The organism is Streptosporangium sp. NPDC049376, assembly GCF_044466505.1.
Taxonomy (GTDB): domain Bacteria; phylum Actinomycetota; class Actinomycetes; order Streptosporangiales; family Streptosporangiaceae; genus Streptosporangium.
This window is the reverse complement of the sequence record NZ_JBITMT010000007.1, coordinates 157,673-179,887: the sequence shown is the minus strand read 5'-3', so window position 1 is coordinate 179,887 and position 22,215 is coordinate 157,673. Positions and strand designations below refer to the sequence as shown.

The window sequence follows — 22,215 nt, the reverse complement described above, 5'->3', positions numbered from 1 at the left end:
GTGCCGACCACGACGGTGCCCGGGGGAACATGGAGTCGCTGCTGATCCTGCACGCCGTCGCGGCGATGTGCGCCCCGGCGCTGGCCCGTTGTCTCGGGCGCGGCGCCTTCCCCGTGCTCGCCGTCGCGCCCGCCTGCGGGTTCGCCTACACGCTGTGGATCGCCCTGACGGGCGTCCCCGCCAGGTCGAGCCACACCTGGGCGCCCGCCCTCGGACTCGACCTGGACTTCCGCGCCGACGCGCTCGGCGTGCTCATGATGGCGCTGGTCACCGGGGTCGGCGCGCTGGTGCTGGTCTACTGCGCGCGCTACTTCGAGGCGGGCGAGGAGGGGCTCGGCCGGTTCGGCGGGGTCCTCGTCGCCTTCGCCGGGGCGATGCTCGGCCTGGTCGTCGCCGACAACCTGCTGCTGCTGTACGTGTTCTGGGAGCTGACCACGGTCTTCTCCTACCTGCTGATCGGCCAGGACCCGCGCAGCAGGCAGGCCCGCAGGGCCGCCACCCAGGCGCTGACCGTCACCGCAGCCGGAGGACTGGCCATGCTGGCCGGGATGGTCATCCTCGGCGAGAGCGCGGGCACCTACCGGATCTCGCGGATCGTCGCGGACCCGCCCTCCGGCGCCCTGGTCCCGGCGGCGGTCGTCCTGCTCCTGGCCGGGGCCCTGTCGAAATCGGCGATCTTCCCGTTCAGCATGTGGCTGCCCGCCGCGATGGCGGCCCCGACCCCGGTCTCCGCCTACCTGCACGCCGCCGCGATGGTCAAGGCCGGCGTCTACCTGCTGGCCAGGTTCGGCCCCGCCTTCGGCACGCTGCCCGTCTGGCGGGCGGTCGCCGTACCCCTCGGTCTGCTCACCATGCTGCTGGCCGGGTGGCGGGCGCTGCGCGAGTACGACATCAAACGGCTGCTCGCCTACGGCACGGTCAGCCAGCTCGGCTTCATGACGGCGCTGTTCGGCGCCGGGACCCGGGACACCGCGCTCGCGGGCGTGGCCGTGCTGCTCGGGCACGCCCTGTTCAAGGCGTCGCTGTTCCTGGTCGTCGGCGTCGTCGACCACGCCACCGGCACCCGTGACCTGCGCGAGCTGAACGGCCTGTGGCGTTCGGCGCCGTGGCTGTGCGCGGTGGCGACGGCCGCGACGGTCTCGATGGCCGGGATACCGCCGACGCTGGGGTTCGTCGGCAAGGAGGCGGCCTTCGAGTCGCTGCTGACCGGTCGGACCGCCGACACCGTGGCGCTCGCGGTCGTCGTCGCCGGTTCCATGCTCACCGTCGCCTACAGCGCCAGGTTCCTGTGGGGGACCTTCGGCGGCGGACGCGGCCTCGCGGCGACCCCGGCGAGCCCCGCCGCCGCGGCGACCTTCACCCCGCCCGCGCTGCTGGCCGTACTGGGCGTGGTGCTCGCCCCCCTGGCCTCCTGGTACGGCCGGGCGATGGAGGGCTACACCGGCACCTTCCCCGGCACCGGCCACGTCCACCTCGCGCTGTGGACCGGGGCGCTCACGCCGCTGTTGCTGTCGGCCGCGGCCCTGTGCGGCGGGGCGCTGCTGTTCGCGGCGGGCGGGCTCGTCGAACGGGTGGGACGGGTGCTGCGGCTCGTGGACTCGGGACGGGTCTACTGGGCGCTGATGAGGGGCCTGGAACGCTTCTCCCTGCAGCTGACCGGGGTCACCCAGCGGGGCTCGCTGACCGACTACCTCATCATCGCGTTCGTCTCCGTCGCGGGCATCGGGGTCTTCGCCGCGCTGTACGGCCCCACGCCGGACGTCCACCTCGACGTCACCTCCTGGACCCGCCCGGAACAACCCCTGGTCGGGGCGCTGCTGGTGGCCGGCGCCGCCCTCGCCCCGCGGATCCGCACGCACATCGTGCTCGCCCTGGTCGCGGGCCTGACCGGTTACGGCACGGCCCTGCTGTTCCTCGTCCACGGCTCACCCGACCTGGCGCTCACCCAGTTCCTCACCGAGACGCTGAGCCTGGTGGTCTTCGTGCTCGTGCTGCGCAGGCTCCCGCTCGGCCCCAGGGAGGGCAGGCCCAGGGTGCCCCTCGGCGTACGGCTCGGCCTCGGCGCGGTCAGCGGCGTCGTCGTGACCGTCGCCGGGATGCTGGCCGTCTCCGCCCGCCAGGCGCCCCCCGTCGGGGCGCTGATCCCCGAGGCCGCCCGCAGGGCCGGGGCCTCCAACGCCGTCAGCGCCCTTCTGGTGGACATCCGGGCCTGGGACACCATGGGGGAGAGCTCCGTGCTCGTCGTCCTCACCCTCGGCGTCACCAGCCTGGTCTTCCTGCGCCGTCGCACCTACACGCTGGAACGCCCGTCGGGGGAACCCGGCCCCGAGCGGGGACCGCACTGGCTGGCGGCGACCCTGCCGAAGGGGGAGCGGGCCGCAGTCCTGGAGATCGTGGCCCGGCTGATCTTCCACACCGTGCTGCTCATCTCGGTCTTCCTGCTGTTCACCGGGCACAGCGCGGTCGGGGGCGGCTTCGCGGGCGGCATCGTGGCCGGGCTGGCGCTGGTGGTCCGCTACCTCGCGGGCGGACGCTACGAACTGGCCCTGGCGGTGCCCGCGCACGCCGGGGTGCTGATCGGCTTCGGCCTGCTGCTCTCGACGGTCACCGCCCTCGTCGGGCTGCTGGTCTCCGGGACCCCGCTGACCATGCTCGCGGCCGACGTGCAGGTCCCGCTGGTCGGCACGCTCCACCTGTCGACCGTGCTGCTGTTCGACGTCGGCGTCTACGCCGCGGTCGTCGGCATGGTCCAGGACTTCCTGCGCAGCCTGGGCGGCGAACTCGACCGGCAGATCGAGGAGGAGGGCCGGTGACCGTCTCGCTGGTGCCGTTCGCCGCCTCGGGCACGATGGTCGCGGCCGGGGTGGCGCTGCTGCTCGAACGCAGCCTGGTGCGCCTGCTCGTGGGCGTCATCCTGCTCGGCAACGGCGTCAACCTGCTGATCGTCCTGACGGGCGGCCCCGCGGGCGAGCCGCCGATCCTCGGCGTCTCCCCCGTCGAGCGGATGGCCGACCCGCTGCCGCAGGCCATGGTCCTCACCTCCCTGGTGATCACCCTGGGCGTCACCGCGTTCCTGCTGGCCATGGTCCACCGCTCCTGGCAGCTCACCGGCGGCGACGAGGTGCAGGACGACACCGAGGACCGCAGGGTACGGCTGCGCGCCCGCAGAGGGGAGCTGGCCAGGTCCGTGCTCGCCAGGCGCGAGGCCTACCGGCGCCTGGTCAGGCAGCAGCGGGCCGAGCTGGCCCGCCTCGACGAGGCCAGGCGCGAACGCGAACGCCGTGACGCCGAGGAGGCCTCGAAGGAGGGCGGCGGCGAACGGGCCGCCAGGCTGCGCGCCGAGTTCGCCCGCAGGGAGCGGGAGCAGGCCGCGCGGGAGCGCAGGATCCGCAGGAGGCTGCGCGAACGGCGCCGCCAGGCGCGCGCCGAGATGCGGGAGGCGATCAGGCAGGACAGGGAACGGCAGGCCAGGGCGCAGGACCCGGAGTTGGAGGGGGACGACTGATGGCGCAGGCGGTGGAGGGGGTGGCACGGGAACTGGTCGCGGTGCCGGTGCTGCTGCCGCTGTTCGCGGCCGGGCTCAAGCTCGCCATCGGCGGCAGGTCGCGCAGGCTCCAGGCGCTCATCAGCGTGATCACGCTCACCGCGGTGCTCGTGGTCTCGGTGCTCCTGCTGGCCGCGGCCGACGGCGGCGGGCCGCTGGCCACGCACCTCGGCGGCTGGGCCGCCCCGGTCGGCATCGCCCTGGTCGCCGACCGCCTCTCCTCGCTGATGCTGGTGGTCTCCTCGGCGGTGACGCTGTGCGTGATGGTCTACTCGCTGGCGCAGGCCTACGCCGACCAGGAGTACGCCGCCCCACTGGCGATCTTTCACCCGGCCTACCTGATCATGGTGGCGGGTGTCTCCGACGCCTTCCTCTCCGGTGACCTGTTCAACCTCTTCGTCGCCTTCGAGATGCTGCTCAGCGGCTCCTACGTGCTGCTCACCTTCGGCGGGACCGAGTCCCGCATCCGCGCGGGCGCCACCTACGTGGTGATCGGCCTGGCCTCCTCACTGCTGTTCCTGGTCGGGATCGCGGTCTCCTACGGAGCGACGGGCACCGTGTCGATGGCCCAGCTCGCCGAGCGGTTCCAGGTGCTGCCCGACTACCTCAAGCTGCTGGTCGAGCTGACGCTCCTGCTGGTCTTCGTGGTCAAGGCCGCGATCTTCCCGATGTCGGCGTGGCTGCCCGACTCCTACCCGACCGCGCCCGCCCCCGCCACGGCCCTGTTCGCCGGGCTGCTCACCAAGGTCGGCATCTACTCCGTCATCAGGCTGGAGGCGCTGCTGTTCCCCGGCGGCCCGGTCAGCGTCCTGCTGATGTGGGCGGCGCTGCTGACGATGCTGGTCGGGATCTTCGGCGCCGTCGCCCAGACCGACATCAAACGGATGCTCTCCTTCACGCTGGTCAGCCACATCGGCTACATGGTCTTCGGGGTCGGGCTCTCGACCGCCGCGGGCATGTCGGGCGCGGTCTTCTACGTCGTCCACCACATCACCGTGCAGACCAGCCTTTTCCTGGTGACCGGGCTGATCGAGCGGCGCGCGGGCACCACCTCCCTGGACGACCTCGGCGGCCTGATGCGGCTGGCTCCGGTCATCGCGGTCCTCTTCTTCGTCCCCGCGATGAACCTGGCCGGCATCCCCCCGATGTCCGGCTTCCTGGGCAAACTCAACCTCGTCCAGGCCGGGATCGCCGCCGGGGGAGCCCTGCCGCTCATCCTCGTGGCGGGCGGCCTGGTGACGAGCCTGCTGACCCTGTACGCCATGTCCACGGCCTGGAGCAAGGCGTTCTGGCGGGCTCCGGCCCCGGGTGCGGCCGACCGGCCGGGAACCGTGCTGGAGAGCGAGGAGACCACGCTCACCAGGGCGCCCGGCACCGAGGGGATCACCGGGCGGGAGATCGTCACCAGCGCCACCATGCCCGCGCCGATGCTGGGCGCGACCACGGCCCTGGTGGCGCTCGGGCTCTCCTACACCGTCCTCGCCGGGCCGCTGTCGGCCCTGACCAGCCGGACGGCCGCGGAACTGCTCGCCCGCGAGCCGTACATCTCGGCGGTCCTGGGGAGCGCGCGGTGAGGGCGACGGGCGGGGCAGGGCGGGTGCCGCGTCTGCTGGGCAGGCCGGTCCCGCCGGGCGAGGTGGTCTGGCTGACCGTGGTCTGGCTGCTGCTGTGGGGCGATCCGAGCGTGGGCAACGTGCTCGGCGGCCTGCTGGCCTCCACGGTCATCGTCTGGGCGCTGCCGCTGCCCGTACTCGACTCCGGCGTCAGGATCCACCCGGTCGCGGCGGCCGTCTTCCTGGCCCGCTTCGCGGGCGACCTGGTGATGTCCAGCTTCAGGGTCGCCCTCTGGGCGCTGCGCCTGGGCGTCCAGCCGCCCGTCGAGGTGGTCACCGTACGGCTGCGCACCTCGTCGGAGGTGATGACCGTGCTGGTCACGATCGCCCTGTCGGCGCTTCCCGGCAGCCTGGTCCTTGAGGCGCGCTTCGCGGACAGGCGACTGGTCCTGCACGTGCTCGGGGTCGAGGGGGACGTCCCCGCCACGGTCCAGGCCGACGTGACCCGTCTGGAGGGCGCCATCGTCGCGGCCTTCGGCACCTCACAGGACAGGGAGGAACTGCGGTGACGGCGGTGTACCTGACGGCGCTCGCGTTGCTCGGCTGCGCGGCGGCGCTGACGCTCACCAGGCTGGTGCGCGGCCCGTCCATGCTGGACAGGGCGGTCGCGCTCGACGTGCTCACCGCCGTGGTGATGTGCGGGATCGCGGCGGGGGCGACGGCCCTGGGCGCCTACTCCGCGCTGCCGGTGCTGCTGGTGCTGTCCCTCGTCGGGTTCGTCGGGTCGGTCTCGCTGGCCAGGTTCTTCTCCGGGCGGGTCCGGTGACCCCGCTTGAGGTGGCCGCGGCGGTGTGCGTGCTGCTCGGCGCCGCCTTCGCCCTGGCCGCCGGGGTGGGGATGTTCCGGTTCCACGGAACCCTGTCGCGCATGCATCCGGCGACCAAGCCCCAGGTGCTCGGCCTGCAACTGGTCCTGCTGGCCATGTGGCTGCGCCACCCCACCTGGGCCGTCGCGGGGACGCTGCTGCTGACCGGGGTGTTCCAGGTGATCACCGCGACCGTCGCCGCCTACATGGTCGGCCGCGCGGCCCACAGGAACGCCTCCTCGGCCGGCGGCGACGGCGACGACGGTACGGCCATCCCCGGCGAGGACGCCGGCCGGTGAGCGACGGCGCGCAACCCTCGCGCGAGGTTGGCTCCCGGCGTAATCTGACGCGTATGCGCGAGGAACGTGCGGAGGACGCCCGAACCGAGGCCAGAAGACTGGTTCGTGACCTTTTCGGAGCAGGACAACCCGACGCCGTGACGCTGCTCGGCGAGGCGCGGGCCGTGCTCGGCGCCGAACGGGCCAGGCTCTGCGCGGACCTCGTCAGGGGGGTCGCGCTCACCCGCAGGTCGGCCGAGCTGGCGGCGCTCGCCGCGCTGCTGGTCGGCACCCGGGACCTCGGCGAGGAGTGGTGGTCGCGGTCCAGGGGGGAGAAGCTGCCCTCCCCGGACGAGGTGCTGCGCACCGCGACCGCGATCGACCCGTGGACCGACCTGACCGTGCTGGAGATGCTCGCCGCCTGGATCGCCGACGACGCCGCGGACGAGCAGTGGGGGAGCCCCCTGGCGGCGACCGACCTGAACTCCTGGCAGGCGGAGGACCGGATCGACCTGCCGGGGAACGTACGGCCCGGCGAACGGGTCCTGGTCTCCTTCGACGTCGGCGGCAGGCTCGACGCGGTCGTGGTCGCCCGCGCGGACGACACCCTCGGCTCCAACCTGGACTTCCACTCGCTGCGCTACTCCCGTCCGGCCGAGGCGCAGTGGAGCTGGGGCGTCGCCGCGGGGCTCGGCCCGCACCGGCTCGCCGGTGAGGACCCCGACCCCTACGCGCGGCCGGTCGACCCCGCCGCCGCCGAGATCCTGCGCGCCTGGGCGCTGCGCCACGGGGCGCACACCGAGGACGTCGGCGAGGCCTGGCGGGACAGGGGCGACGTCGTCGCCGCGATCGAACGGGCCGACTGGATGTGGCGCAGCGGAGAGTGGTTCGGCTGGTGGCGCGCCGCCGCCGCGCTGGCCGAGGGAGACAGGGAACGCCTCGCCGCCCGGCTTGAGGACATCGCCTCGGCCATCTGACCTCGTTTCCGGAATCAGTGGGGCTTCGCCCTGGTTGCAGCCTTCTGTGAAGGTTGAAATCTACTCGGACGTGGTCTGTCCCTGGTGCTACATCGGTCACACCCGCTTCGCCCGCGCCGTCGAGCGCTACCGGGCCACCGGCGGCGAGGTCGAGATCGGGCTACGGCCCTTCCAGCTCGCACCGGACGCCGAGTCCACTGGGTCACCCCTGCTCACCTGGGCCGCGGCCAAGTTCGGCGGCCAGGAACGCGCGCGGCAGATGTTCGCCCACGTGACCCAGGTCGCCGCCCAGGACGGCCTTGAGATGCGCTTCGACCGCGCCGTCCACGCCAACACCCTCGACGCGCACCGGCTCATCCAGATCGCCGACGAGCAGGGCAGGGGGGAGGAGGCGCTGTACCGCCTGTTCGCCGCCCACTTCACCGACGGCCTCGACGTCGGCTCCCGCGAGGTCCTGGCCACGATCGCCACGGACCTGGACGTCAAGGCCGACCTCGACGGCCCCGGCGGGACGGAGCAGGTCCGCCAGGAGCTGTCCAGGGCCCGCTCCCTGGGCGTCTCCTCCGTCCCGCTGTTCCTGTTCGAGGGCCAGTTCGCGGTCTCCGGCGCCCAGCCGGAGGACACGCTGCTCGCCGCCCTTGAGGAGGTCGCCGAGCGGACCGGGCAGACCCCCGGGACGGCGGAGACCGGCGAGGCCTGCGACGACGGCCACTGCGCGATCTGACGCCCCGCCCTCGCCTGACGTCCGGCCGGACCCCGGGCGGACGTCAGGCGTCGCCGAGATCGCCCGCGCGGTAGTGGCGGCGGCAGAGCACCTGGTAGCGGATCGGCGCCTCACCCGTGTCGCCGATGACGACCTGCTCCCCGGTGCGCACCAGCCTGCCCCCGACCACGCGGGCGTTCAGCCTGCCGGGCCTGCCGCACCAGCACAGCACCTCGACCTGCAGCCGGTTGATCTCGTCGGCCAGCTCGAACAGGCGCTGGGCGGCGGGGAACATCTGCGACCGGAAGTCCGAGGCCAGGCCGAAGGCGTAGACGTCGATGCCGAAGTCGTCGGTGAGGTCGGCCAGCTGCTCGATCTGCTCCACCGTGTAGAAGCACGCCTCGTCGCAGATCACGTAGTCGACGCGCCGCTGCCCGCGCACCAGCTCGACCAGGTCGAGGCCGTCGACCACCTCGACGGCCTCGCTGCCCAGGCCGATCCTGCTGGTCACCCTGGCGTCGCCGGAACGGTCGTGCTTGGTCAGCACCAGACCGTGCCTGCCCTGACGCCGATGGTTGTAGTTCATCTGCAGGGCCAGTGTGGACTTGCCGCAGTCCATCGGGCCGAAGTAGAAGCGGAGCACGCCGTCCCTGGTTCCGGTGGGGACGGCGGAGAGCGCGGACGGTTCGGTCACAGGCGGCCAGCCTAGTGGTTCTTCGACGGGGGTTTGGGGCGCGGTACACCGGTAAGGGAGTCAGGTCCCGCGCGACACCTTTCGATTGGCTTGTTCGTGTAAAGCGTGGGAGCCTCGTTGAGGCTCTAACGAGAAGTGGGAGAACCTGTGACGACCACCAAGAACTCCGCTCCGCCCGTCATCAAGTCACCCGCGGTGAACACCTCCGCGGTCCCCCCGACGGCCCCGACGGGCGAGACCGTCGAGATCCCCGTCGCGCTCGCGGCGATGATGACCGAGGACGAGGCCGTGGCCGCCAAGGCCGAGGCGGCCCGCTGGCGCTACGGGTTCTACGTCGTGGTGACGGGCCTTGTCGTCATCCTGGTCGCCTTCGTGGTGATCGCCATGCGCGGCGGCGACTCGACCGCCCCGTTCGCCGGGCTCGTCGGCGTCTCCGGCGCGATCATCGGCGCCTACTTCGGCGTCCAGGTCGGCCAGTCGGGCAAGGACAGGGTCGAGGCCGAGCTGCGCCGTACGAGCGAGATGGCCATCCGGCTCGCGGCCAAGGTGCACGCCCACGACGCGGACTCGGTGATCGGCTCGACCATGGGCCCCCGCCGCCGCTGAACCCGGGTCCGTGCCCGGTGTCAGCTCTGGACGAGCGGCGGGCGCTCCACCGGGGCGACCGCGTAGCCGGGCACGGACGGCCACCTGACCGTCAGCACGACCGACTCCTCCTCGGCGACCCAGGAGTGGTCGACGCCCCTGCCCCACACGACGTAGTCACCCTGGCGTTCGAGCAGGACGCTGCGGCCGGGCAGCTCCACGCGGAAACGGCCGCTGACGAGCACCAGGAGCGCCGTGCGCTCCTCACCCCGCACCCACCGGGCCCGCCGGTCGCCGGGCGGGTGGACCCCCCACTTGATCTCCACGTTCTCGCTGTGCCGCGGGTCCCCGGCCTCCTTGAAGTGCCCCAGGATCCATCCCCGGTCCAGTGCCGCGTCCTCGCCCGCGTTGCCCACGTAAACGCCGTCGTCCATGTGACCGGACGTTAGCAGCCGGGTCTTGCGCGGACGTTCACGGCGAGGTTGGCTGAGGGCATGCCCTCGATGATCACCGCGGTACGCCACGGCCAGAGCGAGTCCAACGTGGCCTACGCCAGGGCGCAGGCGAGCGGGACGGCCGTCGTCCTGACCGGCGCCGACGAGGACGTCCCGCTCACCCCGCTCGGCAGACGGCAGGCGAGCGCCCTCGGCAGGCGCCTGGCGCGGGAGCGGGGGCCCGACGTGGTGTGGTGCTCGCCGTACCGGCGGGCCGTGCAGACCTGGGAGCTGGCCGCGGCCGAGCTGAGCGCCGTCCCCGAGGTACGGTTCGACGCCAGGCTCGGCGACCGCCTGATGGGCGAGCTCGCGGGGATGAACCTGGCCGCCATCATGCGGCGCTTCCCCGAGGAGGCGCGGTCACTGCTGCGGGCCGAGTACGGCTACCGCCCTCCCGGCGGGGAGTGTTTCTCCGACGTCGCGGACCGGGTGCGCGCGGTGGTCGGTGACATGCGCGCCGGGTACGCCGGGCGGCGGGTGCTGGTCGTCGCGCACGACGCGGTGGTGCTGATGCTCAAACACGTGATCGAGGGGGTCGCGCTGGACTCGGTCGCCGCGTTCGCGCCGGTCACGAACGCCTCGGTCTCGGTCTGGCGTGGCTCGCGGGCCGAGATCTTCAACGACGACGGGCATCTGAGGGACATATCACTCTGAACCCATTCGTCGATCACCCATTGACGGACGGTCTTTCCTGCGGTCTGCTGCGCTAGTCACGGGTGTCCGGCACCGGCGAGGCTCAGGGAGGCACAGGCATGCGTCCGCGCGCGATGGTGGCGAGTCTCGTGCTGGCCGTGGTCTCGGCGATGGGCCCCAGGCCCGTGCTGCCCGTCCTGGCCCCCGCCCCGCCCTCCGACTCGGTCCCGGCCGCCTCCTCGACGTCCGTGCCGCCGGTCGCCGCTCCCGGGGCGAAGGACGCGGGCTGCGACCCGATCGCGGGCCACGAGTGCCTGCTGCCCTTCCCCAACGACTGGTTCACCGTGAACGCGCGCACCGCGACCGGCCTGCGGGTCGAGTTGTCCGCCGGTGCCATGCCCCGCAACGAGGAGGGCACCCCCGTCGACCCGGCGTCGTGGAACACCGCCGACGGCTTCTCCCCGGGGTCCATGCTGCTGGCCCACGTGCCGGGCCTCGACCTCGCCAGGACGGGGGCGGCGCCCGTCACCGACATCGGGTGGTCCCTGCGGCGCGACGCCCCCATCGTGATCGTGGACACCGTGACCGGGGAGCGCTGGCCGTACTGGGCGGAGCTCGACGCGGGGGCGACCGACCCGGCCCGGCGGGCGCTGATCGTCAGACCCGCGAGGAACCTCATCGAGGGCCACCGATACGCCGTCGCGCTGCGCGGCCTTAAGGACGCCTCGGGCGTCCCCCTGCGGGCCCCGGAGACCTTCACCAGGCTCACCGGCGCCGACCTCCCCCTGGGGGACCCGCTCGCCGTACGGCAGCGCGCGCTGCGCAGGACCCTCGCCGACCTCGCGACGGCCGGGGTCGACAGGCGGGGGCTCCACCTCGCCTGGGACTTCACCGTGGCCAGCGGGCGGGGCCTGGCCGGTCCCGTGCTGAGCATGCGCGATGAGGCACTGCGCGCGCTCAGGGGGGCCGCGCCGCGCTTCACCGTGGAGTCGGTGACCGACCTCACCGAGGCCCAGGACCCCGACATCGCCCGCGAGGTCACCGGGGAGATCCAGGTCCCGAACTACCTCGACAAGCCCGGCGCGCCGCCGGGGGCGCGCCTCAACCGGGACCAGGACGGCAGGCCGCGCCCGCTCGGCGACACGCTGCGGACGCGCTACCAGTGCGTGATCCCGCGCTCGGCCTTCACCAGACCCGCGACCCCCGCCCTGTACGGCCACGGCCTGCTCGGCAGGGCCGCCGAGGTGCGCTCCCGTGACGTGCGGGAGATGGCCGGGCAGCAGGGCTTCGTCTTCTGCGCCACCGCGTGGATCGGCATGTCGGAGGAGGACGTCCAGCATGTGGCGGGCGTGTTCCGCGACCTGTCCGCGTTCGGCACCGTCCCCGACCGGCTGCAGCAGAGCCTGCTGAACTTCGTCCTCCTCGGCCGCGCCATGGTCGGCAAGGACGGGTTCACCGGCCACCGGGCGTTCAGGGACGAACAGGGCAGGCCACTGTTCGACCGGCGGGCCGGGCTCGCCTACGACGGCAACAGCCAGGGCGGCATCTCGGGCGGCGCACTGGTCGCGGTCTCCCCCGACGTGCGCAACGCCGTGCTCGGGGTGACGGGTATGAACTACAGCACCCTGCTCAACCGCAGCACTGCCTTCCAGCCGTTCCAGCGGATCATGGACGAGGCCTACCCCGACCGGCTGACCCAGCAGGTCTGCTTCGCGCTCATGCAGATGCTCTGGGACCGGGGGGAGACCAACGGCTACGCCCAGCACCTGACCGACGACCCGCTGCCCGGCTCACCCAGGCACCGGGTGCTGCTGCACGTCGCCTACGGCGACCACCAGGTCTCCACCGTGACCGCACAGGTCGAGGCGCGCACGATCGGCGCCCGTGTCCACCAGCCCGCCGTCGCCGCGGGCCGCGACCCCGACGTCGCCCCCTACTGGGGGATCAGGGCGCTGCCGCCCCGCCCGTACGCCGGCTCGGCGCTCATCGTCTGGGACAGCGGGGCCGTCACCCCGCCGCGGACCAACACGCCGCCGCTGGGCACCGCCTACGGCAGGGACCCGCACCATGACCCGCGCAACTCCCCGGAGGCCCGCGTGCAGAAGGCCCACTTCCTGCGGGAGGGCGTGGTCGTCGACGTCTGCGGCGGCGCCCCCTGCGCGGCGGAACCCGTCTCCGCGGCCCCGGACGCCCTCCCCGTCACGGCTTCGGGGGAGACGCCGGGGACGGTTCACGCGAGGCCCTGACGGACCCGGTCGCGGGGCACCCTGACGAACTCCCCGGGGACCCGGGCCCCGTCGACCAGCAGGTCCGCCCTGGCGCGGGTGTCGTCGGCGGCGAACCACGTCTCCTCGGCCCGCCACCAGCGCCGCCACTGCTCGGCCAGCTGCGCGCCGTCCCTGGCCAGCACCCGGGCCCGGCGGACCTCGGCGGACGCGCACACCCACACCGCGAGGGCGGCCGGGGCCGTACGGCGGGCCGTGCTCACCCCTTCGAGGACCAGCGCGGGCGCGACGGGCACCTCGACCCGCTCCGCGTAACCGCCACCGGCCCAGTCGAAGCGCCGGTAGCCCCCCGGCTCACCCGCGGCGAGCGGGCCGAGCACCTGCTCCTCGACCAGCCGGAACCACTCCCTGGGCACCTCGTCCCACGGCACGGGGAAGTCATCGCTGGAGACGACCTGCGCCCCGAGCGCCGCGCCGAGACGCCGCGCGAAGGTCGTCTTGCCCGACCCGGCGGGGCCGTCGACCGTGACGAGCCGGACGGGGCCGCACGACGGGGGAAGCCGCAGGACCGTGTCCGCGAGCCGCTCGAAGGAGACGATCTCGTCCATTCCTCCATGATGGCCCCCCAAGGCGGTCCCAGGCCGGATGGAGGGGCCGGACGGAGGGCTGGGAAGATCTTCGATGGGCGGGGCGGCCGGTGGCGGGGGACACCCCTTTCCCGTCCCGATTCGGCTAGGCTCGGCGACCACCAATGGAGGTTGATCTTGCACGGAGCCCTCGGCGACATCGTCGTACTCGACCTCTCCCGCGCCCTGGCGGGACCGCACGCGGCACAGATGCTCGGTGACCTCGGAGCCCGGGTGATCAAGGTGGAACAGCCGGAGGCGGGCGACGAGTCCCGGAGCTGGGGACCGCCCTTCGTCGGCCCCGGCCACGACATCTCCACCTACTTCCTCGCGGCCAACCGCAACAAGCGCTCCATCACCGTGGACATGAAGTCCGCCGAGGGCAGGACCCTCATCGAACGCCTGGTGCGGCAGAGCGACGTCCTGGTCGAGAACTTCCGCACCGGCGTCCTGGACCGCCTCGGGTTCGGCGTCGAGCGGCTGCACGAACTCAACCCCCGTCTCGTCGTGCTGTCGATCACCGGGTTCGGGCACGACGGCCCCGAGGGCGGCAGGCCCGGCTACGACCAGATCGCCCAGGGCGAGGCGGGACTGATGAGCCTGACCGGCCCCTCGCCCGCGGAGCCGTACCGGGTGGGGGCCTCCATCGCCGACCTGCTCGGCGGCATCCACGGCGCCTACGGTGTGGTCGCCGCGCTCTACGAGCGGGAGCGGACCGGGCGGGGCAAGGTCGTGCGGACCTCGCTGCTGGCCGCGGTGACCGGCGTGCACTCCTACCACGGCACGGCCTGGACTGTCGGGGGGCGGGTGCCCGGCGCGGGCGGCAACCACCACGCCTCCATCGCCCCCTACGGCGCCTTCCGCTGCGCCGACGGCATGCTCCAGATCGCGGTGGCCAACGACGCCCAGTGGCGCAAGGTCGCCGGCCTGCTCGGCATCGACCCGCTGACCCCGGAGTACGCGACGAACAGGGAACGCTTCGCGCACCGCTCCCGCCTGATCGCCGACATCGAACGGGCCCTGGCCGGGCACGGCCGCGCCCACTGGCTGGCGGCGTTCGCCGGGATCGGGGTGCCCGCCGGGGCGATCAGGACGATCGACGAGGTCTACGCCTGGGAGCAGACACGCTCCCAGGGCCTGGTCGTCGAGGTCGACCACCCGGTCCTGGGCACGATCGAGCTTCCCGGGCCGCCGCTGCGCTTCGACGGCGATCCGCCCATGCGGCACACCGCCCCGCCCGCGCTCGGCGAGCACAACGACGAGGTCCTCGCGTGGCTGGAGGAACGTGAAAGATGACGACCTCTTCCTCGTACCCACCCTGCCGCGCGGGCCGGAGAGCCGGGGTATGAACCTCGTGCGTCCCGACGCCCGCGCGCTGATCGACGCCTTCCTCGACCCCGGGACGTGGCGGTCGTGGGACCGGACGCCCGCCGACCCCGCACCCGAGGGTTCCGGCTACGCGGAGGAGCTGGCCCAGGCCCGCGCCAGGAGCGGCTACGACGAGTCGGTCGTCACCGGGGAGGGGCTGCTCGACGGCCGCAGGGTGGCCTTCGCCGCCAGCGAGTTCTCCTTCCTCGCCGGATCGATCGGGTTCGCCGCCGCCGAACGGCTCACCGCCGCGATCGAGCGGGCGACCGCGGAACGGCTCCCGCTGCTGGCCGCCCCGGCCTCGGGCGGCACCCGGATGCAGGAGGGCGCCCCGGCCTTCGTGCAGATGGTGAAGATCACCGCCGCGGTCGCCGCCCACCGCGCCGCGGGCCTGCCGTACCTGGTCTATCTGCGGCACCCCACCACGGGCGGGGTCTTCGCCTCGTGGGGGTCGCTCGGGCACGTCACCATGGCCGAGCCCGGCGCCCTGATCGGGTTCCTGGGCCCCAGGATCTTCGAGTCGCTGCACGGCTACCCCTTTCCCGAGGGCGTCCAGGTCGCGGAGAACCTCCTGGCCCACGGCCTGCTCGACGCGGTCGTGCCCGCCCCTGAGGCCAGGCGGCTCGCCGTCCGGGCCCTGTCCGTGCTGTGCGCCCCGCGTGAGGTACGGCCCGCAGGGCGGGAGCCGGACGAGCACGTCCCCCCGGTCCAGGCGTGGGACGCCGTCACCCGTTCCCGCAGGGACGACCGCCCCGGTGTGCGTGAGCTGCTCGGGTACGGCGCCCGCGACGTCACCCCGCTCAACGGCAGCGGCGAGGGGGAGGCGGACCCCGGCCTGCTCATCGCGCTGGCCAGGTTCGGTGAGGCCCCGGCCGTCGTGCTCGGCCAGGACCGGGGCCGCAGAAGGGTCACGGCCCCCTTCGGTCCCGCCGGGCTCCGGGTCGCCCGGCGGGGGATGCGCCTGGCCGCGGAACTGGGCCTGCCGCTGGTCACGGTGGTCGACACCCCGGGGGCCGCGCTGTCCAAGGCGGCCGAGGAGGGCGGCCTGGCCGCGGAGATCGCCCGCTGCCTGGCCGACCTGGTCACGCTCAAGGCACCGACGGTCTGCCTGCTGCTCGGTGAGGGCGCCGGCGGCGCCGCCCTGGCGCTGCTGCCCGCCGACCGGGTGCTGTGCGCCCAGCACGCCTGGCTGTCCCCGTTGCCGCCGGAGGGCGCCTCGGCGCTGCTGTACCGGAGCGTCGACTTCGCCCCGGAGACCGCCGCCGCGCAACGGGTGAAGTCGACCGACCTGCGGCGCGACGGCATCGTCGACCGGATCATCCCGGAGCTGCCCGACGCCGCCTACGAGCCGGAGGCCTTCTCCCGCAGGGTCGCGCACGCCCTGGAACACGAGATCGCCGGACTGCTGCGGTCGGCCCCGGCCGACCGGCTCACCGCCCGCCTGGCGCGCTACCGGGCGCTCGGCGGGCGGGCGGACCCGGCCTGAGGCCGGGACGTCACGACTCCGGCTCGGCCGGGGTGAGGGACAGGGGGACGCGCTCGACGCGGATGGAGAAGACCTCGTCACGGGGGACGACGACCTCGTAGGCGCCGTGGTCGACCATCCAGTAGCCGAGCGCCTCGGCCTTCAGCCCGCTGTGACCGGTGTAGGCGATGTGCAGGCTCTCCTCGCCGTTCTCCTCGGAGACGTCGAGGACCAGGCACGGCTCGCCGCCGAACGCCCCGACCGTGCGCACCAGCACCAGCCACTCCAGCTCCTCGCGGGGCACCACGGCCCGCCAGTAGCCGGAGAGACGTTCGAAGCCCTGCCGGGCCTCCTTGGCGAACAGCACGACCTCGGAGTCACCGGGGCCCAGCGCCGCGACGTGGGTCCGCTCGCCGTAGCGCGCCAGGAAACCGGATGCCACCGGTTCGATCACGTCGCTCACGAGGCCCGCCGCCAGGCGAGGCCGTCGTAACGGCCGAACAGGCGCTCTTCGCCGGGTGTCACGTGGATGATCTCGGCTCCCGCTGGGATCGGCACGGGTGTGGTGTGGAACTGGGGCACGACGTGCTCACGCGAGGTGGTGAAGCCGTTGCCCGCGAACGGGGGGACGTCGTTCCAGTCGCCTCCCATGTGCGGGCCGTAGGGGACGGCGTAGGCGTCGACGTCACGGGCGAACCAGCGCATGAGGTACAGCTCCGGGACGGCCGTGGTCAGCTCGGAGCCCTCGAAGCCCAGGTCGAGGCCCGCGAAGAGCTGGGCGGGCGTTGTCAGGCGGGCGCAGTCCTGCACGCGGTAGACATATCCCGATATGACGCTGCGCCTGCCCGCGAGATAGGGCACGAGCAGTCGGGGCGGGATGACCTTCTGCATCTGCGTTCTACGCCCAGGTGGCTCACTCACGGTCGCATTTTACGATCTGCCGACCTGAAGCCGCCGGTGTTCCAAGCAGGGCAGGGCATTCCGGGTGGCAATCGTGACCTGGGGGTCGAGCACGCACGTCCGCACCGCGGGCGCGGGCCCCAGGTCGGTGTGGACGACGCCCATCGGGTCGACGAGCATGCTCCTGCCGATCCCGAAACCGTCGGCGGCCTCGGGGTTCGGCGCCTGCCCGACGGCCGCGACCCAGGTGGTGTTCTCGATCGCGCGGGCCCGCACCAGGGTCGCCCAGTGCTCCTCCTTCATCGGGCCCGACCCCCAGGCGGCGATCACCGCGAACAGGTCGGCCCCCCGGTCGGCCAGCGCCCTACCCAGCTCGGGGAAGCGGACGTCGTAGCAGGTGACCAGGCCGACCCGCAGCCCGGCCAGCTCGACGACCACCGGCTCCTCACCGGGGACGACCAGCTCCGACTCCTTGGCGCCGAAGGAGTCGAACAGGTGGATCTTCCGGTAGGCGGCCAGGAGCGCGCCCGTCTCGTCGAGGGCGACGGCGGTGTTGTACACCCGGCCCCGCCCTGTCTCTCCGGTCCCGGCCTCTCCGGTCTCGAACACCCCGGCGACGACCGCGAGGCCGGACTCCTTGGCGGCCTCGGCGAGCCCGGTGACGAACGGCCCGTCCAGGGGCTCGGCCAGGCCGGTGATCCGCCTGCCGTACCGGGTGAGGGTGGCCTCGGGGAGGATCGCCAGCTCGGCGCCGTCCTCGGCGGCGGAGCGCAGGGCCTCGCGGGCGCGGGACAGGTTGACGGCGGGGTCCTCGGAGACCGGGATCTGGCACAGTGCGATGCGCGTCACGTCCTCGACCCTATCCGGCGGTTGGGCACCCGTTCCAGCCACGTCAGGCATCGCCATCCCCACTCCAGCGGGCCGTAGCGGTGCCCCCGCAGCCACGCCCTGCTGAGGAACACCTGCGCGGCCAGGACGCTGACCGTCAGCGCGACCACCGTGATCCTGGTCGGGTCCGCGGCCAGCAACGGCAGCGCCGCCAGGATGACCAGGGTGCTCGTCAGATAGTTCGTCAGCGCCATCCGGCCGAGCGGCGCCAGGACCGCCAGCAGCGGCCCGCGCGCCCGGGTTCGCAGGAGCAGCAGCAGCCCCGTGCAGTAGGCCGTCGCGGCGGCGAGCCCGGCCGTGGGGTAGAGGCCGCGGAAGTAGAACGTGCGGTCCCCGGCCGTCGCCCTGACCCACAGGTAGCCGAGGACGACGGCCAGCGCCGTACCGGCCACGAAGGCGGGCCCCACCGGCCACCGCGGCGGCCCGTACTCCATCATCGCCATGCCCAGCAGGAACAGACCGGGGATGAGGATGACGCCGCCGCCCTCGCGCACCCCCCACACCGTCACGACGATCCCGAGCAGCAGCACCCCCCGGCGCGGCAGGAACGAGGCGGGCAGCAGCACCAGCGCCCCGAAGATCGCGTACGGCAGGAGCACCTCGCCCGGGTTCACCGTCTGGTGGAGCAGGCCGAGCATCCCGAGCACGGCCAGGCGGCGCAGCAGCACGAGCCTGGGACGGTCGGTGCGCGCGGCGGCCGAATCGAGGAACAGCACAAGGCTCATCCCGAAAAGCACGGAGAAGATTGGATAGAAACGGCTCTGTCCGAGATTCTCCACGACCCAGTCGACGGCACCGCGCTCGGCGCCGGGCACGCGTTCACGAAGGTGCTGCCAGGTGTTGACCAGCATGATCCCGCACACCGCGAACCCGCGTAGCGCGTCCAGCTCGTGGAGCCTTCCGGATGCGGGAGCCGTATGGGTCACAGGAAACAGACGTATCACCGCGCAATCCATCTCGCCTAGACGACCTCTGTCATAAGACGACAAGCCCATACAAATCTAGGTCGTCGGGCTGGCACTCGATCTGTCACGCGCCCCGGTCTACTGTTGCCGTGTGAACGATCCCCTGGTGGCGCGGATGCGCGCGTTCGGCACGACGATCTTCTCCGAGATGTCGGCGCTCGCCGTACGGACCGGTTCGATCAATCTGGGACAGGGCTTTCCCGACACCGACGGGCCCGCCGCGATGCTGGAACGCGCGGCGGCGGCGATCAGGGAGGGGGCCAACCAGTACCCTCCCGGCCCCGGCGTCCCCGACCTGCGCCAGGCCGTCTCCGAGCACCGCAAGGCCTGCTACGGCCTCGACTACGACCCCGACGGCGAGATCCTGGTCACCGTCGGCGCGACCGAGGCGATCGCGGCCTCGATCCTGGCGCTGTGCGAGCCGGGAGACGAGGTGATCGCCTTCGAGCCCTACTACGACTCCTACGCCGCCGCCATCGCCCTGGCCGGGGCCGTGCTGCGCCCGGTCACCCTGCGCCCGGTCGAGGGACGCTTCACCTTCGACCCGGCGGAACTGCGCGCCGCCGTCGGCCCGCGTACCAGGGCGATCCTGGTCAACTCACCGCACAACCCGACGGGGACCGTCCTCACCCGCGCCGAGCTTGAGGAGATCGCCCTGCTGTGCAGGGAGCATGACCTGGTGGCCGTCACCGACGAGGTCTACGAGCACCTCACCTTCGACGGCGTCGAGCACATCCCGCCGGCCACCCTGCCCGGCATGCGCGAGCGCACCGTGATGATCTCCTCGGCGGGCAAGACCTTCTCGGTCACCGGCTGGAAGACGGGCTGGGTGTGCGGGCCGTCCCCGCTCGTGCGCGCCGTGCAGACCGTCAAGCAGTTCCTCACCTTCACCGCCTCGGCCCCCTGGCAGCTGGCCGTCGCCCACGCCCTGCGCCACGAGATGGAGTGGGTCTCCGGGCAGCGCGCGGCCCTGCAGGCCAAGCGCGACCGCCTGACGGCCGGGCTGTCCGCGGCGGGCTTCGAGGTCTACCGCCCCTCGGGCACCTACTTCGTGCAGACCGACATCCGCCCCCTCGGCTTCACCGACGGCCTCACCCTGGCCCGTGAGCTGCCGGACCTGGCGGGCGTGGTGGCCATTCCCACCCAGGTCTTCTACGCCGACCCCGGACGCGGCAGCCACTTCGTCCGCTTCGCCTTCTGCAAGAAGGAGGAGGTCATCGACGAGGCCGTCGCCCGCCTCGGCCGTCTGGCGGGCCGGTGAGCGCGCCGTTCAGCCGACGATCCTGACCGGCAGGCGTCTGGCGCGCAGCGCCGAGCGGACGGCCCTGGCGAGCAGGCCGTACTCGGCGGACCTGGCCGAGCTGGCGCGGTAGGCCAGGCCGATGGTCCTGCCGGGGGCGGGGTCGGCGAAGCGGCGCAGCGCCAGCCGTACCCGCTTGCCCGTCTCGACCGGGACCGCCGACTCGGGCAGAAGCGTCACCCCGAGACCGCCCGCGACGAGCTGGACCAGGGTCGGCAGGCTGGTGGCGTAGGTGGCCGCCGTCGCCCGCGCGCCGACTTCACGGCACACGTCGATGGCCTGTTCGCGCAGGCAGTGGCCCTGGTTGAGCAGCACGATGTCCAGCCCCTTGAGCGCCTCGCGGTCCAGCGGCGTGTCATCCCCGGCCATGGGGTGGTCGGGGGAGAAGGCGAGCAGGAAGTCCTCCTCGTAGAGGGGCTTCTCGACCAGCCCGGTCACCTCGGTCGGCAGCGCGAGCATCACCATGTCGAGACGGCCCTCACGCACCTCCTCCAGGATGGTCTCGGTCTTGGCCTCGTGCACGGTCAGCTTGAGCCTGGGGAAGCGCCGCGAGAACATCGGCAGCAACGCGGGCAGCACGTAGGGGGCGACCGTGGGGATCACCCCCAGGTGCGCGGGGCCGTTGAACGGCTCCCGGTTCTGGGCGACCTCACCCATGAGGTCCTCGACCGCCTTGAGCACCCGCGCCGCGTGCACCGCGACCCGCTCGCCCGAGGGGGTCAGCAGGACCTTCCTGGTGGTCCGTTCGAGTAACCGGGTGTGCAGGGTCTCCTCAAGGGCGGAGACCGCGCTCGACAGCGCGGGCTGGCTCATCCGCAGCGCGGAGGCCGCCTCCCGGAAGTGCAGATGATCGGCGACCGCGAGGAATGCCCGCAGTTGAGCGAGGGTGGGGGTTGGCTCACTGATAAGGATCACCTGTCAGATTCGTTCGACTGCTCGATTTCTCGAATCAATGCTAGGTGCGGCAGTCTGGGCTCCGACAACGACGTCCCCTGTGAAGGAGAACCGGACTTGCTCACCATCGGTGACCGCTTCCCTGAGTTCGAGCTGACCGCCTGTGTCTCCCTGGACGCGGACAGCGCGTTCGCCCAGATCGACCACAAGTCCTACGAGGGCAAGTGGAAGGTCTACTTCGCGTGGCCCAAGGACTTCACCTTCGTCTGTCCGACCGAGATCGCCGAGTTCGGCCGTCTCGAAGGCGAGTTCGCCGACCGCGACGCCCAGGTCCTGGGTTTCTCGGTCGACTCCGAGTTCGTCCACCACGCCTGGCGCAAGGACCACCCCGACCTGCGTGACCTGCCCTTCCCCATGCTGTCCGACATCAAGCGGGAGCTGTCGTCGGCGCTGGGCATCCTCGGCTCCGACGGTGTCGCCCAGCGCGCCACCTTCATCGTCGACCAGAACAACGAGATCCAGTTCGTCATGGTGACCGCCGGTTCGGTCGGCCGCAACGTCAAGGAGGTCCTGCGGGTCCTCGACGCCCTCCAGTCCGACGAGCTGTGCCCCTGCAACTGGAACAAGGGCGAGGCCGGTCTGGACGCGAAGCAGCTGCTGGCCGGCGTCTGATGTCCGTCGACAACCTCAAGGGCGCCCTTCCCGACTACGCCAAGGACGTCAAGCTCAACCTGGGCTCGCTCGTCACGACCTCCTCGCTCGGCGAGCAGCAGCTCTGGGGGACGCTGCTCGCCTGCGCGGCGGCGACGAGGTCCCAGCGCGTGATCGCCGAGATCGCGGCCGAGGCGGCCGACGTCCTGTCCGCCGAGGCGTTCAGGGCGGCCAAGGGCGCCGCCGCGATCATGGCGATGAACAACGTCTACTACCGGTCGATGCACCTGATCGGTGACGAGACCTACGCGACCATGCCCGCCAAGCTCCGCATGACCATCATCGGGAACCCGGGCGTGGACAAGGTCGACTTCGAGCTCTGGTCGCTCGCGGTCTCCGCGATCGGCGGCTGCGGCCGCTGCCTGGAGTCCCACGAGCAGGTGCTGCGCAAGGCGGGGCTGCCCCGCGAGCAGATCCAGGAGGCCATCCGGATCGCCGCGGTCGTCAACGCCGTCGCGGCGGTGCTGGAGTCGGAGGCCGCTCTGGCCACGGTCTGAGACAGCGAAGAAGGGGCGGGTGTGCACCCGCCCCTTCTTTGTGCCTGCCC

The 22,215-nt window shown here is 72.6% G+C and carries 24 protein-coding genes; 16 read left to right on the top strand and 8 right to left on the bottom strand.

From position 1 onward, the window contains the following. The first annotated feature begins 29 nt into the window (after positions 1-29). Genes ACIBVQ_RS20305 through ACIBVQ_RS20270 form a run of 8 tightly spaced genes read left to right on the top strand, consistent with a single transcriptional unit; the run spans position 30 to position 7,941 of the window. Positions 30-2,813 (top strand): Na+/H+ antiporter subunit A, encoded by a 2,784-nt coding sequence (locus ACIBVQ_RS20305; RefSeq protein WP_399179116.1) that lies wholly within the window; start codon positions 30-32, stop codon positions 2,811-2,813. Continuing rightward, positions 2,810-3,505 (top strand): Na(+)/H(+) antiporter subunit C, encoded by a 696-nt coding sequence (locus ACIBVQ_RS20300; protein WP_352011354.1) that lies wholly within the window; start codon positions 2,810-2,812, stop codon positions 3,503-3,505. Before ACIBVQ_RS20305 ends, ACIBVQ_RS20300 begins: the two co-directional genes overlap by 4 nt. Then, a complete protein-coding gene (locus tag ACIBVQ_RS20295; protein WP_399179114.1) occupies positions 3,505-5,118 on the top strand; it encodes a Na+/H+ antiporter subunit D in 1,614 nt (537 codons plus the stop codon). Before ACIBVQ_RS20300 ends, ACIBVQ_RS20295 begins: the two co-directional genes overlap by 1 nt. Next, on the top strand, positions 5,115-5,666 hold the full coding sequence (locus ACIBVQ_RS20290; RefSeq protein WP_352011356.1) for a Na+/H+ antiporter subunit E: 552 nt from the start codon (positions 5,115-5,117) through the stop codon (positions 5,664-5,666). The genes ACIBVQ_RS20295 and ACIBVQ_RS20290 overlap by 4 nt, the downstream gene beginning before the upstream one ends. Then, positions 5,663-5,923, top strand: coding sequence for a monovalent cation/H+ antiporter complex subunit F (locus ACIBVQ_RS20285; protein ID WP_352011357.1), 261 nt, complete (start codon positions 5,663-5,665; stop codon positions 5,921-5,923). The genes ACIBVQ_RS20290 and ACIBVQ_RS20285 overlap by 4 nt, the downstream gene beginning before the upstream one ends. Further along, positions 5,920-6,261, top strand: coding sequence for a monovalent cation/H(+) antiporter subunit G (gene mnhG, locus ACIBVQ_RS20280; protein ID WP_352011358.1), 342 nt, complete (start codon positions 5,920-5,922; stop codon positions 6,259-6,261). The genes ACIBVQ_RS20285 and mnhG overlap by 4 nt, the downstream gene beginning before the upstream one ends. A 53-nt stretch (positions 6,262-6,314) precedes the next feature. Continuing rightward, positions 6,315-7,217 carry a hypothetical protein gene (locus ACIBVQ_RS20275; RefSeq protein ID WP_399179111.1) on the top strand — a complete coding sequence of 301 codons (903 nt, stop codon included), beginning with the start codon at positions 6,315-6,317 and terminating at the stop codon, positions 7,215-7,217. Between the two features lie 46 nt (positions 7,218-7,263). After that, a complete protein-coding gene (locus tag ACIBVQ_RS20270) occupies positions 7,264-7,941 on the top strand; it encodes a DsbA family protein (RefSeq protein ID WP_399179109.1) in 678 nt (225 codons plus the stop codon). A 43-nt stretch (positions 7,942-7,984) separates the two neighbouring features. Here ACIBVQ_RS20270 and ACIBVQ_RS20265 read toward each other — a convergent pair whose 3' ends face one another. Continuing rightward, a complete protein-coding gene (locus ACIBVQ_RS20265) occupies positions 7,985-8,614 on the bottom strand; it encodes a thymidine kinase (RefSeq protein WP_352011361.1) in 630 nt (209 codons plus the stop codon). 147 nt (positions 8,615-8,761) lie between these two features. Here ACIBVQ_RS20265 and ACIBVQ_RS20260 point away from each other — a divergent pair, with 147 nt between their 5' ends. Further along, a complete protein-coding gene (locus ACIBVQ_RS20260) occupies positions 8,762-9,220 on the top strand; it encodes a hypothetical protein (protein ID WP_352011362.1) in 459 nt (152 codons plus the stop codon). A gap of 20 nt (positions 9,221-9,240) precedes the next feature. Here the strand turns inward: ACIBVQ_RS20260 and ACIBVQ_RS20255 are convergent, their stop codons facing one another. Then, positions 9,241-9,633 (bottom strand): signal peptidase I, encoded by a 393-nt coding sequence (locus ACIBVQ_RS20255; RefSeq protein WP_399179106.1) that lies wholly within the window; start codon positions 9,631-9,633, stop codon positions 9,241-9,243. 60 nt (positions 9,634-9,693) lie between these two features. On the opposite strand from ACIBVQ_RS20255, the gene ACIBVQ_RS20250 reads away from it, so the two are divergent. Both ACIBVQ_RS20250 and ACIBVQ_RS20245 read left to right on the top strand, forming a co-directional pair. Then, positions 9,694-10,347 (top strand): histidine phosphatase family protein, encoded by a 654-nt coding sequence (locus ACIBVQ_RS20250; protein WP_352011364.1) that lies wholly within the window; start codon positions 9,694-9,696, stop codon positions 10,345-10,347. 98 nt (positions 10,348-10,445) lie between these two features. After that, positions 10,446-12,572, top strand: a complete 2,127-nt coding sequence (locus ACIBVQ_RS20245; RefSeq protein WP_399179104.1) for a hypothetical protein — start codon at positions 10,446-10,448, stop codon at positions 12,570-12,572. On the opposite strand, the gene ACIBVQ_RS20240 is transcribed toward ACIBVQ_RS20245, so the two are convergent. Further along, positions 12,557-13,159: an AAA family ATPase gene (locus ACIBVQ_RS20240; protein WP_352011366.1), complete on the bottom strand. Its 603-nt coding sequence runs from the start codon at positions 13,157-13,159 to the stop codon at positions 12,557-12,559. The two genes, ACIBVQ_RS20245 and ACIBVQ_RS20240, sit on opposite strands and share 16 nt — an antisense overlap. 156 nt (positions 13,160-13,315) lie before the next feature. Here ACIBVQ_RS20240 and ACIBVQ_RS20235 point away from each other — a divergent pair, with 156 nt between their 5' ends. After that, on the top strand, positions 13,316-14,473 hold the full coding sequence (locus ACIBVQ_RS20235) for a CaiB/BaiF CoA transferase family protein (protein WP_399179101.1): 1,158 nt from the start codon (positions 13,316-13,318) through the stop codon (positions 14,471-14,473). 49 nt (positions 14,474-14,522) lie between these two features. Further along, positions 14,523-16,031, top strand: a complete 1,509-nt coding sequence (locus ACIBVQ_RS20230) for a carboxyl transferase domain-containing protein (RefSeq protein WP_399179279.1) — start codon at positions 14,523-14,525, stop codon at positions 16,029-16,031. A 10-nt stretch (positions 16,032-16,041) separates the two neighbouring features. On the opposite strand, the gene ACIBVQ_RS20225 is transcribed toward ACIBVQ_RS20230, so the two are convergent. The 4 genes from ACIBVQ_RS20225 to ACIBVQ_RS20210 are packed head-to-tail and all read right to left on the bottom strand — an operon-like array spanning position 16,042 to position 18,742. Then, positions 16,042-16,473, bottom strand: coding sequence for a hypothetical protein (locus ACIBVQ_RS20225; RefSeq protein WP_352011368.1), 432 nt, complete (start codon positions 16,471-16,473; stop codon positions 16,042-16,044). Continuing rightward, a complete protein-coding gene (locus ACIBVQ_RS20220; protein ID WP_352011369.1) occupies positions 16,470-16,931 on the bottom strand; it encodes a hypothetical protein in 462 nt (153 codons plus the stop codon). Before ACIBVQ_RS20220 ends, ACIBVQ_RS20225 begins: the two co-directional genes overlap by 4 nt. 9 nt (positions 16,932-16,940) lie before the next feature. After that, positions 16,941-17,759 carry a carbon-nitrogen hydrolase family protein gene (locus ACIBVQ_RS20215; RefSeq protein WP_352011370.1) on the bottom strand — a complete coding sequence of 273 codons (819 nt, stop codon included), beginning with the start codon at positions 17,757-17,759 and terminating at the stop codon, positions 16,941-16,943. Further along, on the bottom strand, positions 17,756-18,742 hold the full coding sequence (locus ACIBVQ_RS20210; RefSeq protein WP_399179098.1) for a DUF418 domain-containing protein: 987 nt from the start codon (positions 18,740-18,742) through the stop codon (positions 17,756-17,758). The genes ACIBVQ_RS20215 and ACIBVQ_RS20210 overlap by 4 nt, the downstream gene beginning before the upstream one ends. Positions 18,743-18,854: 112 nt before the next feature. Here ACIBVQ_RS20210 and ACIBVQ_RS20205 point away from each other — a divergent pair, with 112 nt between their 5' ends. Further along, positions 18,855-20,024, top strand: a complete 1,170-nt coding sequence (locus tag ACIBVQ_RS20205; protein WP_386190615.1) for a pyridoxal phosphate-dependent aminotransferase — start codon at positions 18,855-18,857, stop codon at positions 20,022-20,024. A 9-nt stretch (positions 20,025-20,033) separates the two neighbouring features. Here ACIBVQ_RS20205 and ACIBVQ_RS20200 read toward each other — a convergent pair whose 3' ends face one another. Continuing rightward, positions 20,034-20,978, bottom strand: coding sequence for a LysR substrate-binding domain-containing protein (locus ACIBVQ_RS20200; protein WP_399179096.1), 945 nt, complete (start codon positions 20,976-20,978; stop codon positions 20,034-20,036). A gap of 96 nt (positions 20,979-21,074) precedes the next feature. Between ACIBVQ_RS20200 and ACIBVQ_RS20195 the strand changes: the two genes are divergently transcribed. Both ACIBVQ_RS20195 and ACIBVQ_RS20190 read left to right on the top strand, forming a co-directional pair. After that, complete coding sequence (locus ACIBVQ_RS20195) at positions 21,075-21,629, top strand: peroxiredoxin (protein ID WP_352011374.1); 555 nt, start codon at positions 21,075-21,077, stop codon at positions 21,627-21,629. Next, positions 21,629-22,165, top strand: a complete 537-nt coding sequence (locus ACIBVQ_RS20190) for a carboxymuconolactone decarboxylase family protein (RefSeq protein ID WP_362911559.1) — start codon at positions 21,629-21,631, stop codon at positions 22,163-22,165. Before ACIBVQ_RS20195 ends, ACIBVQ_RS20190 begins: the two co-directional genes overlap by 1 nt. Positions 22,166-22,215 lie beyond the last annotated feature (50 nt).